Origin of the sequence: Bacteroides sp. AM10-21B (assembly GCF_003472565.1) — a bacterium.
GTDB lineage: Bacteria > Bacteroidota > Bacteroidia > Bacteroidales > Bacteroidaceae > Bacteroides > Bacteroides propionicigenes.
In genome coordinates this window covers 144,758-159,540 of sequence record NZ_QRME01000002.1, presented here as the reverse complement: position 1 = coordinate 159,540, position 14,783 = coordinate 144,758, and the positions used below count along the sequence as shown (strand labels likewise).

Below are 14,783 nucleotides of genomic sequence, written 5' to 3'. Positions count from 1 at the left end.
TTGACGGACAAATTTCGTAAAGTTAATCGGATTAACAAAACTTTTTTCGGAAAATCAGCAGAATACATTATCTTTGTGCCCGCATTCTATTGCTATATGCAGGATGTATGCAAAAAGGCTCTGTAGTTCAACGGATAGAATAGAAGTTTCCTAAACTTTAGATAGGGGTTCGATTCCCCTCGGAGCTACAAAAAAAGAGGAAATCCCATCAGGAGATTTCCTCTTTTCTTATTTATGTTATCTTATTATTATATGAAGGCTTATTTGGCTTCTTCAACAGCTACTGCTTGTTCTGCGTCTTTCTTGTTCTTCATGAACATATAAGCGATAGGAGATGCAACGAACAGAGAAGACAGTGTACCGAATACAACACCCAGAATCATTGCGAATGCGAAGCTGCGGATAGAGTCACCACCGAGGATGAAGATACACAGCAATACAATCAATGTACTCAGAGAGGTGTTGATGGTACGTGCCAAAGTTGTGTTCAGTGAATCGTTGAACAATACTTTCTTGTTGCGTTTCGGATACAGACCGAAGAACTCGCGTACACGGTCGAAGATTACCACCTTATCATTGATTGAGTAACCGATAGCTGTAAGGATAGCACCGATAAATGTCTGGTCGATTTCCAGAGAGAACGGCAGGATACCCCAGAACATGGAATATGCACCCAAAATGATAATCGTGTCACAAGCCAGTGCGCATACAGAACCGATAGAGTAGGCAATGTTGCGGAAACGGAGCAAGATATACAGACCGATGGCGATCAATGCCAGTACAACAGACCAGATAGCCGATACCTTGATATCGTCTGCGATACTCGGACCTACCTTTTGTGAGCTGATGATACTGCCGCCCGTATGGTTCTCACGGTCGATGAATGTTTCCAGTGTGATGTTCTGAGTCAGCAACGGCTTCAGAGTTTCATACAAGTATGCTTCGATTTCGGAGTCGATGTTATTACCTTCTTCTTCGATACGGTAGTTAGTACTGATACGTACGGTCTTGCCGTCTGCACCGATAGCGATAACACTTACGTTAGCATCGCCGAACTTGCTGGCAATCAGCTCACGTACTTGTTCGGGCTCTACCTTGTTTTCAAACTGTACCTTGAAGTTGCGGCCACCGGTGAAGTCGATACTTTGGCTCAAACCGCGTATGCTGAGGAAACCGATACAAATTACAACAGCTATACCGGTCAGCGTCATCCAAAGTTTGTTTCTGCCCATGAAGTCGAAATGTACATTTGCCATCAGGTTCTTGGAGATACCCGTAGAGAATGTCAGGTTCAGCAACTTGTCTTTACTCATGAAGTGCTCGTAGAACAAGCGTGTCATGAATACGGCGGTAAAGAATGAAATCAAGATACCGATAATCAATGTGGTGGCGAAACCACGGATAGGACCGGTACCGAAGTTGAACAGGATGATACCTGTGATGATAGATGTCAGGTTGGAGTCGAAGATTGCAGAGAAAGCGTTGGCATAACCATCGGCGAGTGCTTTCTTAACGCCCTTGCCTGCACGCAACTCTTCTTTGGTACGTTCGTAAATCAATACGTTGGCATCCACAGCCATACCGAGTGACAGCACCATACCGGCAATACCGGACATGGTCAATGCAGCTTGGAAAGATGAAAGGATACCCAGTGTGAAGAACATATTCAGCACCAAAGCGCCATTGGCAACCATACCCGGAATGAAACCGTACATGGAGCACATATAAACCATCAACAGAATCAATGCCACAACGAATGACATGATACCGGCGTTGATAGATGCTTGTCCCAAAGACGGACCTACGATGTCTTCCTGTACGATGTGGGCGGGAGCCGGCATCTTACCTGATTTCAATACGTTTGCCAAGTCTTTTGCCTGTTCGGGAGTGAAGTGCCCGGTGATTTGTGAATTACCGCCGGTGATTTCCTGATTTACGTTCGGTGCGGAATATACATAACCGTCCAATACAATGGCGATAGCCTTGCCTACATTTTGTTTGGTAAGTTGTGCCCAACGGCGTGCACCGTCTGTATTCATAGACATGCTTACGGCCGGTTTGCCATAGTGGTCGTATTCATCTTTTGCGTTTACAACTACATCACCTTCCAGCGGAGCACGTCCGTTGCGTTCGGTAGACTTGATTGCGTACAATTCGAAAGTCTGGGCTTTCGGATCGTATTCATAAGGAGAAACACCCCACTTCAGGCGCAGGTCTTTCGGCATTTCTGCCTGAACTTCCGGCATGGAAAGGTATTTGTTGATGTCGGCGGTATCTTTGTAGTTTGCATAACCTACAACAGGACCTTGACCGCTGGGGTTCACTTGAAGAACTGCCAGCAACGGATGTTCTTTCTTGATTTGCTCGAGATCGGCAGCTTGTGCCTTGCTTTCACCTTTCAGTGCTGCGGCGAGACTGTCGGCTGTACTGGTAGCTTGTGCCACGGCAGGAGCTTCGGCAGCTACACTGTCTGTCGCTTCTTCGGCATCTTCTGTGGTTGCCAAGATAGCACGCAATTTGGCATCGGCTGATTGCAGGTATGAAGCAACGTCTTTTGCATTGTATGTTTCCCAGAATTCCAGATTGGCGGAACCTTGTAATAATTTTCTTACACGTTCAGGCTCTTTGATACCCGGAAGTTCCACCATGATACGTCCCATTTTGTCTTCCAGACTCTGGATGTTGGGCTGAACCACACCGAAACGGTCGATACGGGTACGGAGTACGTTGAATGAGTTGTCAACGGCTGCCTTTACTTCTTCGCGCAATACTTTTTCAACTTCTGCGTCGGAAGATTTCTGGTTTACTTTGTCCTTTAATTGCTGGGTGGCGAACAGTTGTGAGAGTGAAGCGCCCGGAGCGACTTTGTGATACTCTCTGATGAATAACGTAATGACGTCGTCCTGACTGGTAGTAGCCTGTTTGGCGGCAGTTGCCAGTGCTTGGTTGAATGCTTCGTCAGACTTGTTGTCCGCCAATGCTTTGATAACATCGGGAACTGATACTTCAAGGATGACGTTCATACCGCCCTTCAAGTCCAAACCTAAACTGATCTCCATTTCACGACATTGTTTCAGCGTCCAATTGCCGAACCACACCTTCTCGTTTGACAGAGAATCGAGGTAGTCTTGTTCCACTTTCACATCGCCTTTTGCGAACTCTTTTGCCTTATTGGTATAGTGGCGAGTCACAAAAGAGAAGGAGAGATAGAACACACATACCAATGTGAGCAATATCGCAAAAACCCTTACAAATCCTTTGTTTTGCATGTTACTTTTAGTTTATTATGATTACTTTTTAATTGATTTCTATCGTATATAAGGCTGCAAATATAGCTTTTTTTTCACAATTCTTACTTCATACCGCGATTTTTTAACATCGGCTCTAATTGAGGCTCAGCCCCTCTGAAATTCTTGTAGAGTGTCATCGGGTCTTCACTGTCTCCTTTTTCCAATACATTGCGGCGGAAAAGGTCGGCTGTTGTCTTGTCGAAGATACCATGTTCCTTGAAGGCTTCAAAAGCGTCATTATCCAGCACATTTGCCCACAGATAGCTGTAATAGCCTGCGGCATAACCGCCTATGATATGATTAAAATAGGTGGTACGGTAGCGGGGAGCTATTTCGGAGATTAATCCGAGTTTGTCCATCGCCTCTTTTTCATAGGCTATTACGTCGATGTCTTTGGTGTCTGTCAGGTTGTGCAGGTTCATATCAAGAATAGCGGCTGCCAGTAACTCGGTAGTCATAAATCCCTGATTGAAAGTTTTTTGTTTCAGAATCTTTTCGATGAGATTGTCTGGAATCACTTCACCGGTCTGGTAATGCTTGGCGTACATTTTCAGAACTTCGGGTTCGGTAGCCCAGTGCTCGTTGATTTGTGACGGGAGTTCCACAAAGTCGCGCACTACATTTGTACCGGAAACACCCAGATAGTTACATTTGGTCAGCAGCCCGTGCAGCCCGTGACCGAATTCATGGAACAGAGTTTCTACCTCATCAATCGTGAGCAGGGAAGGGGTGTCGCCGACAGGTTTGGTAAAGCTGGCTACGTTGCATACCAGCGGACGGATGTCACCTTTCTGTTCACGATAGTTGCTCATCCACGCTCCACCGCTTTTGCCGGGGCGCGGGAAGTAGTCTACGTAGAAGATACCCAGTTGCGAACCGTCTGCATCTTTTACTTCAAAGACTTCTACGTCGGGATGATAAACGGGGATACCGTTGAGTTTCGTCAGCGTAATGCCATAGAGTTTGTTGGCAACGGCAAATGCTCCTTCGCGCACGTTCTCTAATTTGAAGTATGGTTTGATTTGGTCTTCTTCGAGGTCATATTTTTCTTTACGCAGTTTTTCGGTGTAATACCACCAGTCCCAGGCTTCCAGTTTCTCGCCTTTGCCTTCTTTATCCATCAATTTCTGGAGTTCGGCAGCTTCGGTCTTGGCTTTGGGCAGGGCGTATCCCCATAGGTTGTTCAGGAATTCCATTACTGTGGCAGAGTTCTTTGCCATAGTGTTATCCAATACGAAGTTGGAGTAACAGTCGAAGCCTAACAGGCGGGCTTTTTCAAGACGCAGACTGACGATGTCGGTAATGATTTTCTTGTTGTCGTTCTTGTCATTGTTATTACCGCGGTTGATGTAGGCTTTATAAATTTTTTCGCGCAATGGACGGTTGTCGGAGTATTGCAAGAACGGAATGCGACTGGCATTGTGCAACGTGAACAGCCATTTGCCTTCCTGCCCGGCTGCCTTTGCTTCTGCGGCGGCGCTTTGGCAGACCCATTCGGGGAGTCCGGCAAGATCTTCTTGCTTGTCTACAAAAAGCATGAACTCATTGTTCTCATTCAGAATGTTGTTGCTGAAAGTGATGCCCAGTGTAGAGAGTTGTTTGTTTACTTCGCGCAGGCGGGCTTGCTTCTCGGCGGACAGATTGGCTCCAGAGCGTACAAAGTCTTTATACGTCTTGTCCAGAAGTCTTTGCTGCTCGGTAGTCAGCCCCAAAGAATCCTTTTGTTGGTAAACGGCTTTTACTTTATTGAACAACTCTTGATTAAGCGAAATATTGTCTCCGTGCTCGGACAATACCGGAGCAAGCTTTATGGAAAGTTCGTTCAGGGCGTCACTGGTTTCGGCATCAGTCATGTTGAAGAAAATGGCGCTTACCCGGTTAAGTATAGGTGAACTGTTGTCGAAAGCAACGATTACATTTTCAAAACTCGGTGTTTCGGTATTGTCAATAATAGCCTGAATATTGGCATTTTGCTCTTCTATTCCTTTGAGGAATGCAGGCTCGTAATGTTCCAACTTGATTTTATCAAAGGGAGGAACTCCGTTAGGGGTTTGAAACTCGGTGAGGAACGGATTGTTTTCCGTTTGGGTAGCACAGGAGTACATCATACAACTTGCAGCTAAAATTAAGATACTTCTTTTAAACATAAATGTCAAAGTATTAGATATTGAGTTATTAATAATTTCATATTGTACTAAAGAGTATTTATTGCCGTTTGGCTATATAGCACCATATCGGATAATGGTCGGAATCTTTTATGGAACGGTCTACCGTACAGTTATAAGACTGCAGGTCCTTGCTAATTAATATGTTGTCTATCCGGAAATAGAATCTGTTCTGATTGTAGGATACTCCCAGTCCGCGTCCCGACTGGGTGAAGGCATCATCCAGATTTTGTGCTATGATGCGGTGGGTGTACGAAATGGGAGTATCGTTGAAATCTCCACAGACTATGATAGACGAATGCCGGGAAGATGCTATCTCCTTTGCAATGCTATCCGCTTGTGGGGCGCGGAGGGCGGAGGCTTCTGCCAGTTTGCGTATCAATAACTGTGCACCGCTTTTCACTTTTTCCTTTTCAGGGGCTTTCAGTATATCTTCATAAATATCTTTGTCTGCTTTTGTCAGCTTGTTGGATTCCAAGTGATTGTTGATAAGGGTAATTGTATCTTCATTCAGTTTGAGTTCGTACAGCACGGAACCGTTATAGTCGCTTGTATAGTCCAATACGCGTGCGGATAGGATGGGATACTTTGAGTAACATGCTATCTTATTGGTATAGCCGTTGCCACTGCCCACAACATTTATGCGGTGGTAAGGATAGTCTTTTAATTCCCGTTCTATATCTTTTTGGGAAAGATGCCGGGAAGATTCTTCGGAAGCATACTCTTGCAGGCAGAGGATGTCGGCATTACTCTCTTTCAAATATGTAAGTATCGGGTTTTTCCCGTCCTTTTTACTGGCTCCGTCAAATCCCATGATGTTGTAAGAGAGGAGCTTTACACTTCCTTCGGGCAGTTTGGATGTATGAAAATTGAGGGGCAGGTACGTCTGTAGTTGCGAATAGCACAATAGGAAACCTATTAAAGGCAGTAAAGCTGTCTTGTATCGTTGTATAATGAGCCAGAAAATCAGGAATCCCCCGTTGATGAATGCGAAAATAGGAAAAGCCAGTCCAAAGCAAGATTGTACCGGATGAGATACCGGTTGTATATAAGGACTATATGCTACTAATAGCAAGAGACCTGTAAATAAAGCATTGATCGCTAAAATCAAAAGTGCGACAAAATTACCGAAATGCTTCATACGTACACTTTATCGTTTACTTGCATCGAACAAGCTCTTCTTTTCTTCTGTTGTCAGACTTTCATATCCGGACTTTTTCAGTTTGTCGAGAATACGGTCTATCTCATCGGATTGAGCTTTTTTTCGGGCGTTATAGTTATAGTCTTTCTGCTTGTCAGTCCCATAATGTACTTTCATCTTAGGTTTTCGGGGCTTGAAGCTGAATAAAGAAATGACAGCATCCAAAGACTTGTTAATCCATGCTGTAATATCTGCGCCTTTGCTCAGGCTGGCCGCAAACCATAGCCCTGCCAATGCTCCGCCCAAATGGGCAATATGTCCGCCGGCGTTATCGGAAGTGATGAACAATAAATCAGTTCCGATAACAATCAGTGCCAGATACTTCAAGCGTATTGTTCCGAAAAGGAAAAGGCGTATCGGGTAGTTCGGTTCCCGGTAAGCGGTTGCTGCCACAATAGCAAGAACGGATGCCGATGCTCCCAACATGAAAGAATAGTCCGTCATCGGACGGAAATAGGGGAAAATATTGTAAGCTGCCATATATAGCAAACCACCACAAATACCTCCTAAGATATATACGCCCTGTAAATGTTTTGCAGAGAAGAAACTCAGGAACAAAGCGCCAAACCAATACAGCCAAAGCATATTGAAAAGAATATGCAACACCCCTGCGTGCATAAACATATACGTCAGGATGGACCACGGCTGAATTAGGAAGCGGGATAGTGAAGCGGGCAGCTCCAGCCATTCAAACACTCCGCCGAGACTTCGGTTAAAGAGTTGCAATATAACCTCTGTCAATGTAGTGAGGATGAATATCCCTGCATTGATGTAAATCAGTTGTATATAGATGTTCCCTCTACGGAATGATTCTTTTAAATCAGTTATAATAGTAGCCATTTCCTCTGTTCTTTTTTTTCCAGTACATTATTAGTATGAAGCCGAATATCATACCGCCCAAGTGTGCAAAATGCGCCACATTATCGCTCGGATTGTTGGCAAGTCCCGAGAATAATTCTATCAGGGCATATCCTATAACGAAATATTTGGCTCTGATAGGAACCGGCAGCGGAAAGATAAATAAGGGCTGGTTGGGAAACAACATACCGAATCCCAGCAAAATAGCGTATACGGCTCCGGAAGCTCCGACGGTAGTCATCATATTGAGGTATTCTTCCATGGGGATGACGGAATATCCGGTGTTGACACTGTCGTATGCCGAAAGAACCGTTTCGTAATGAATGTACTGTACAAGCTCTTGGATAAGTCCTGCGCCGATACCGCATGCAAGATAATAGAACAGGAAACGTTTCGGCCCCCATACCTGCTCAAGTATACGGCCGAACATCCATACGGCAAACATATTGAAGAACAAATGGGTAAATCCGCCATGCATGAACATATAAGTAATCAGCTGTGCAGCGTTAAAGTCTCCGGCAAGGAAGAAGTGCAAACCTAAATATTGGTTCAAATCGATGCCGTAACTTTGAGCTACAAGCGTGCCGAGAAACATCAGCACATTGATGATTAAAAGGTTTTTGGTTACTGTTGGTATAGTATTCATAATCTGTTTTTTTCGCTTTATTTGGCAAAAATACGAATAAATTCTGTTCTATAACAGAAAAAGGAACTCCTATTCCTTTTTTTTCTCTATTTTCCTGCCTTTTTTTAATGTTTTTATTTGATATTCAGAATTTTTGCTCTATTTTTGTAGGAAGTAGCATTGGAATTTTTCTTTTGTGTAACAATTAATTAATCATTTGTATTATGAATAAGTCAGAACTTATTAGCGCAATGGCAGCGGAAGCCGGTTTGTCAAAGGCTGATTCAAAAAGAGCATTGGATGCATTTATTGCATCAGTAACAAAAGCATTAAAGGCAGGTGATAAAGTAGCGTTGGTTGGCTTCGGTACTTTTTCTGTAACAGAGAGAGCCGGACGCGTTGGTATCAATCCTGCAACAAAAAAGTCTATTCAGATTGCGGCTAAAAAGGTTGCTAAATTTAGAGCTGGTTCGGAGTTGACTATCGAATAAATAGATCATAAATAAAACTTGATAAAAGGAGACGCATACAACGTCTCCTTTTTTATGGAATTAAAAATAGTTCGTATCTTTGCGCACAGAAAATACATTTGAATCATGAATATAGAACAGAATTTGGTAGCGTCCGTAATCAGCGGACTGAAAGCACTGTACGGACAAGATGTTCCGGCTGCACAGGTACAGTTGCAGAAAACCAAGAAAGAATTTGAGGGGCATCTTACGTTGGTGGTTTTCCCTTTCCTCCGTATGTCTAAGAAAGGACCGGAACAGACAGCACAAGAGATTGGCGAATATCTGCAGGCAAACGAGCCTTCGGTTTCGGCATTCAATGTTATCAAAGGGTTCCTGAACCTGACTATCGCTTCTTCGGCATGGATTGAATTGCTGAATGGTATTCATGCGGATGCGCAGTATGGTATTGTCGCTGTTACCGACAAGTCTCCGTTGGTGATGATTGAATATTCTTCGCCCAATACGAATAAGCCGCTCCATTTGGGTCATGTCCGCAATAACTTGTTGGGTCATGCGTTGGCAAATATCATTTCGGCCAATGGCAACAAGGTGGTAAAGACAAATATTGTGAACGACCGCGGCATTCATATCTGTAAGTCAATGTTGGCTTGGCAGAAGTATGGCAACGGTGAAACTCCCGAGTCTTCCGGTAAGAAAGGCGATCACCTGATTGGTGACTACTATGTGGCTTTCGACAAGCATTACAAGGCTGAAGTAAAAGAGCTGATGGCGAAGTTCCAAAGCGAAGGTCTGAGTGAAGAAGAGGCAAAGACCAAGGCTGAAGCTGAATCGCCTTTGATGAAAGAAGCGCGTGAAATGCTGGTGAAGTGGGAAGCTAATGATTCTGAAGTACGCGCTTTGTGGAAGAAGATGAATGACTGGGTATATGCCGGTTTCGATGAGACTTACCGTATGATGGGTGTTACTTTCGACAAGATTTATTACGAGTCGGAAACTTATCTGGAAGGTAAGGAGAAGGTTATGGAAGGCTTGGAAAAAGGCTTCTTCTATCGCAAAGAGGATGGTTCCGTATGGGCCGACCTGACCGGAGAAGGACTCGACCATAAATTGCTTCTCCGTGCGGACGGAACTTCTGTTTATATGACACAGGATATAGGTACTGCCAAATTGCGTTTTGCCGATTTCCCCATTGACAAGATGGTTTACGTGGTAGGCAATGAACAGAATTATCATTTCCAGGTGCTTTCTATTTTGCTCGATAAGTTAGGCTTTGAATGGGGCAAGGGACTGGTTCATTTCTCTTACGGTATGGTAGAACTGCCCGAAGGCAAGATGAAGAGTCGCGAGGGTACGGTTGTGGATGCTGACGATTTGATGGCTGAAATGATTAATACCGCTAAGGAAACGTCCGGAGAATTGGGTAAGCTGGACGGTCTGACCAAGGAAGAGGCTGATAATATAGCTCGTATTGTCGGTTTAGGCGCTTTGAAATATTTTATATTGAAAGTGGATGCTCGCAAGAACATGACGTTCAATCCTAAGGAATCCATTGACTTCAACGGTAATACAGGACCTTTCATCCAGTATACATACGCACGTATACAGTCCGTTCTTCGTAAGGCGAAAGAGGCAGGCATTACTGTTCCCGCACAACTTCCCGCAGGAATTGAATTGAGCGAGAAAGAAGAAGGTTTGATACAGATGGTTGCAGACTTTGCAGCCGTTGTAAAACAGGCAGGCGAAGATTATAGTCCTTCTCTGATTGCAAACTATACTTATGACCTTGTGAAGGAATACAATCAGTTCTATCACGATTTCAGCATATTGCGTGAGGAGAATGAGGCTGTGAAGATATTCCGTCTTGCTTTGTCCGAGAATGTTGCCAAGGTGGTACGCTTGGGAATGGGATTGCTTGGCATTGAAGTACCCGATAGGATGTAATCAGAAGCACTCTGATATGAAGAAGCCCTCTTTACGCATTCGTAGAGAGGGCTTCTTCATATTAGTATAGCTTCATTATTTTTTCTTCTTGGCATATTTGCCGCGTTTGGCTTTCGGTGCATCCGGGTCGCTTTGCAGTTTGATAATTTCCCTGCATGCGTCCAAACTTAAATCCTGCGGGATAATATCCTTCGGAATTTTATAATTGCTTCCTTTATAGGATATATAGGGACCGTAGCGGCCGTTCAATATTTCCAGTTCCGGCTCTTCATCAAATTTCTTGAGGTGCTTTTGGGCTTCTGCCTCTTTTTTGTTTTGGATAAGCTGGATTGCTTCGTCCAATGTAACCTCCATAGGGTCTATTGTCTTGGGAAGTGAGGTGTACATTCCGTTATTGTACACATAAGGTCCGAAGCGACCGGTTCCTACAGTAACTGTCTTGCCCTCATATTCGCCTAAAGTACGAGGCAGTTTAAACAAATCCAGTGCTTCTTCCAAAGTTATTGTCTCGATGGACATTTCCTTCTTAAGCTGGGCAAAGCGCGGTTTTTCGCTGTCATTGACAGTGCCAATCTGTACGACAGGACCAAAACGACCGATTTTTACAGACACCTGTTTGCCGCTGCCCGGTTCTTCGCCTAAGATGCGCTCGCCGGCTTTGTGGGCATTCTTGGTGGCAAGCGTATTCTCTACGGACGGGTGGAAACCCTTATAGAAATCGCCCAAGATAGCTGTCCATTTCTTTTCTCCCTCGGCTATTTCGTCGAATTGCTTTTCAACACTGGCGGTAAAGTTATAGTCAAGGATGTTGGAGAAGTACTCCATTAAGAAGTCATTGACTACCGTACCTATATCGGTAGGCATCAATTTAGCTTTTTCGGCTCCTGTAATTTCTGTTTGGGTAACGTCTGTAATCTCGTCGTTTTGCAATGAAAGTACATTGTAAGGACGCTCTTCTCCGGTTCTTTCACCTTTCTCCACATAACCGCGTTGCTGTATGGTAGAAATGGTAGGAGCATATGTAGAAGGGCGACCGATACCCAGTTCTTCCAATTTGCGTACCAGACTGGCTTCTGTGTAGCGGGGAGGATGTTGTGTGAAACGTTCCGTGGCAATAATGCTCTGATGCTGTAAAACCTGTCCTTTCTTCAAAGGAGGCAACAGACGTGTTTCATCTTCCTGTTCCGCATCATCGTCAATGGATTCGCGATATACATGGAGGAAACCGTCGAACTTTACAACTTCCCCTGTAGCATTGAACGTATCCGGTTCGTTGCTGATACCGATGTTTACGGTAGTCTTTTCAACTTCCGCATCTGCCATTTGGGAGGCTATGGTACGCTTCCATATCAAGTCATATAGTTTTCGTTCTTGTGGGCTACCCTCTATTTTGGCATTTTCCATGTAGGTAGGACGAATGGCTTCGTGAGCCTCTTGAGCGCCTTTGGTCTTTGTGGCGAAATGACGCGGATATACGTAACGTTCTCCCATCATGTCGGCAATAACCGTTTTGCTGCTGTTTACAGCCAGTTCGGACAGATTGACGGAGTCGGTACGCATATAGGTAATCTTTCCCGATTCGTACAGCCGTTGGGCAATCATCATAGTCTGTGCCACTGTAAATCCTAATTTGCGGGCAGCCTCTTGCTGCAAGGTAGATGTCGTAAAAGGAGCCGCAGGACTTTTTTTCAGCGGGCGGGTGGAAATATCATTGATGGTGAAAGTGGCTGATTGGCAACTTTCCAAGAGTTTTTGAGCTTCGGCTTTTGTCTTGATGCGGCGTGCCAGTTCGGCCTTCATCTCAACCGGTTTGCCATCGGAATCGGGTACGAGGAATACGGCGGTAACCCGATAAGATGCTTCCGATTGGAAGGCTTGTATTTCACGCTCGCGCTCTACGATAAGACGGACGGCTACTGATTGCACACGACCGGCGGAAAGTGCGGGCTTCACTTTCTTCCATAACACCGGTGAAAGTTCAAAACCTACGATACGGTCCAAAATACGGCGTGCTTGCTGTGCATCTACCAGATTGATGTCAATATTGCGTGGTTGCTCAATGGCCTTTAGAATGGCGCTTTTGGTGATTTCATGGAAAACGATACGCTTGGTATGTTCCGGTTGCAATTTCAGCACTTCGTACAAATGCCATGCAATCGCTTCTCCCTCGCGGTCCTCATCGGATGCCAACCATACGGTTTCCGCTTCTTTGGCTTCGGCTTTCAGCTCTTCTACAACCTTTTTCTTATCTCCCGGGATTTCATAATGCGGCTTGAAATCTTTATCAATATCAATACTGAACTCTTTTTTCTTCAAATCGCGTATATGACCATAGCTGGAAAGGACTTTATAGTCTTTTCCGAGGAATTTCTCAATGGTTTTTGCTTTTGCCGGAGACTCGACAATGACAAGGTTTTTCTGCATAAATTTCTGTTTTATAGTGACTCCAGCCACTAATTTGCCCGCAAAAGTAGGAAAAAACAAACTTTCCACCTTATAATATAAGGAGAATTTAGCAAAAATGACCTTTTTTGTTCGTAATGTCTTTAATCCGGGGTGTTAGAATTTGAAACTTACACCTCCGATAAAGTTGATGCCTTCGGTCGGGTATCCCCAATAATATTGATAATCTTGATTTAATAAATTGTTTATGCGGGCATAAGCGGATATTCCTTTAAAGAACTCGTAACTGCCGCTTAAATAAAGGTTGTTGACCGCGTCTATCTTGCTTCCCTCTATCTTCTCGCGTGAAATATGCTGATAGCCAAGATTAAGAAGTAAAGCGGATATAGGGTGTACATCTATATGCAGATTGGCTTCAAAGGCAGGCTTGTAGGCGAGCACATAGTCTTTGACACTAATCGGGCTGTCACCCTTTGCATCCCAACTTCGATAAGTCCCGGCTGCGGAGAATGAGAATATATTCTTATAGTCATAGCGCACCTCTGCACCGGTATAGATGTTGCTTGTGTTCCATTGGCTGATGGCAAGTGCCGGGTAGCTTCCCTCTGTGTTGTCATTGAAATCTGCCGGTTGGAAAAACAAATCATCCTTTAAGTTTTGGTATCCGCCATACAGGTTCAACCATAGGCCGGCTACCGGGCTGGCTTTGAAGCCGAGGGCGATGTTCACTTGCTCATAAGTGGCGTCCGGTTGCGAAGCGACCAGCCCATATGGACAGAATGCCTCCAAACGGCGGAAATCATTTTGAAGTCTTCCTCCTTTGGCCTGTGCGTAGAGGATGTAGCTGTCCGAAAAGTTATATTCTACCGCTACATCAGGCGCTGCCCGGAATTTCTTACCGTAACCGAAAGCCATATCAACCTGCGTGCCGATACGTATTTTCCAGTCATCGTTTTCCAAGCGGTAATGCGGGTTCAGGTTGAGTGAGGTGTAGTTCTCAAAATTATTATTCTTGTACAACACATTGTCCATTGCAAAGCCGATTCCTACGGTTTGTTCATCGGATATGCCGCCGGCAACCAGTGCTTTGGTACGGATAATGTTTTCCTGATTATCCGGTGAACCGAAGTCGTATTGGCGTTCATAGAGCATCAGGTTTGTTTCTGCGCTGAATTGTAGGGGCAGTTCCGCATCCGTGGATTTCACGCCGAAATGAATATCTCCGGAAGTAAATTTCTGTTTTCCGGCAACTGCATCAGGCAGGAAATTGAAGTTGCTCAATCCAAAGTTGCCTGCAATGTCCAAGTCTACTTTCTTGAAGCGATGCAAATAACCGATGTTGGCATGAGTGCGGTAGTAATAAGAGTTCCATTTGCCGCTATTATCAGGCAATTCGAGTTTGCCATCCATGCCGTTCATATGGAAATTCAGGTTGATGCGGTCATTGTTGGATAGCGTGAACAGGTAGCTGGCGCGCGCATCCAGATTCCCGTAATTGCCGTAGCCCAGTCTGATATATCCGGGCTGTGCCTTGGCTTGCGTTTCTTTCCCGGTATATGCCTGCATGACAGTTGCGGGAATCGTATTGGCGGGCATAAGGGTGGCGTCATACTCCACTGCCCTCTTGTTGGCGGTTGGCGGCTCTACTTTGGGGAGTACGTTTATTTTGGACGCATCCAGAATGTCGGGGTTATATTCCTGTTCCACAACAACTGTCCGGTTCACGGTGGAGTCTTTGGCCTGTTGCTGGGCATGGATGCCTAAAGGAAGGGTCATCAGCGTTATCCCGCTGAGTATATATTGTATCTTTCTCATATTCATTGTATT

Annotated in this window: 9 protein-coding genes and 1 tRNA gene; 3 read left to right on the top strand and 7 right to left on the bottom strand. The window is 44.7% G+C overall.

The annotated features are described in order from the left end of the window. Positions 1-116 precede the first annotated feature (116 nt). Positions 117-188 (top strand) — tRNA-Arg (locus tag DW121_RS02765). Between the two features lie 72 nt (positions 189-260). On the opposite strand, the gene secDF is transcribed toward DW121_RS02765, so the two are convergent. The 5 genes from secDF to DW121_RS02740 form a co-directional block, all read right to left on the bottom strand. Continuing rightward, a complete protein-coding gene (gene secDF / locus DW121_RS02760; protein ID WP_117710382.1) occupies positions 261-3,269 on the bottom strand; it encodes a protein translocase subunit SecDF in 3,009 nt (1,002 codons plus the stop codon). A gap of 83 nt (positions 3,270-3,352) precedes the next feature. Continuing rightward, a complete protein-coding gene (locus tag DW121_RS02755; RefSeq protein ID WP_118322989.1) occupies positions 3,353-5,437 on the bottom strand; it encodes a M3 family metallopeptidase in 2,085 nt (694 codons plus the stop codon). A gap of 58 nt (positions 5,438-5,495) precedes the next feature. Beyond that, positions 5,496-6,596, bottom strand: coding sequence for an endonuclease/exonuclease/phosphatase family protein (locus tag DW121_RS02750; RefSeq protein ID WP_117710380.1), 1,101 nt, complete (start codon positions 6,594-6,596; stop codon positions 5,496-5,498). A 9-nt stretch (positions 6,597-6,605) separates the two neighbouring features. After that, complete coding sequence (locus tag DW121_RS02745; RefSeq protein WP_117710379.1) at positions 6,606-7,496, bottom strand: rhomboid family intramembrane serine protease; 891 nt, start codon at positions 7,494-7,496, stop codon at positions 6,606-6,608. Continuing rightward, positions 7,477-8,160, bottom strand: a complete 684-nt coding sequence (locus DW121_RS02740; protein WP_187119999.1) for a rhomboid family intramembrane serine protease — start codon at positions 8,158-8,160, stop codon at positions 7,477-7,479. Before DW121_RS02740 ends, DW121_RS02745 begins: the two co-directional genes overlap by 20 nt. Positions 8,161-8,363: 203 nt before the next feature. Between DW121_RS02740 and DW121_RS02735 the strand changes: the two genes are divergently transcribed. After that, positions 8,364-8,630 carry an HU family DNA-binding protein gene (locus DW121_RS02735; protein ID WP_118322988.1) on the top strand — a complete coding sequence of 89 codons (267 nt, stop codon included), beginning with the start codon at positions 8,364-8,366 and terminating at the stop codon, positions 8,628-8,630. Between the two features lie 105 nt (positions 8,631-8,735). Further along, the gene (gene argS / locus DW121_RS02730; RefSeq protein WP_118322987.1) at positions 8,736-10,553 is read left to right on the top strand and encodes an arginine--tRNA ligase; all 1,818 of its coding nucleotides are present in this window, start codon (positions 8,736-8,738) and stop codon (positions 10,551-10,553) included. A 75-nt stretch (positions 10,554-10,628) separates the two neighbouring features. Here the strand turns inward: argS and topA are convergent, their stop codons facing one another. Further along, entirely contained in the window at positions 10,629-12,977 is a 2,349-nt protein-coding gene (topA, locus tag DW121_RS02725; RefSeq protein WP_118323097.1) for a type I DNA topoisomerase, read from the bottom strand. A 135-nt stretch (positions 12,978-13,112) separates the two neighbouring features. Beyond that, complete coding sequence (locus DW121_RS02720; RefSeq protein ID WP_118322986.1) at positions 13,113-14,777, bottom strand: TonB-dependent receptor; 1,665 nt, start codon at positions 14,775-14,777, stop codon at positions 13,113-13,115. Positions 14,778-14,783 lie beyond the last annotated feature (6 nt).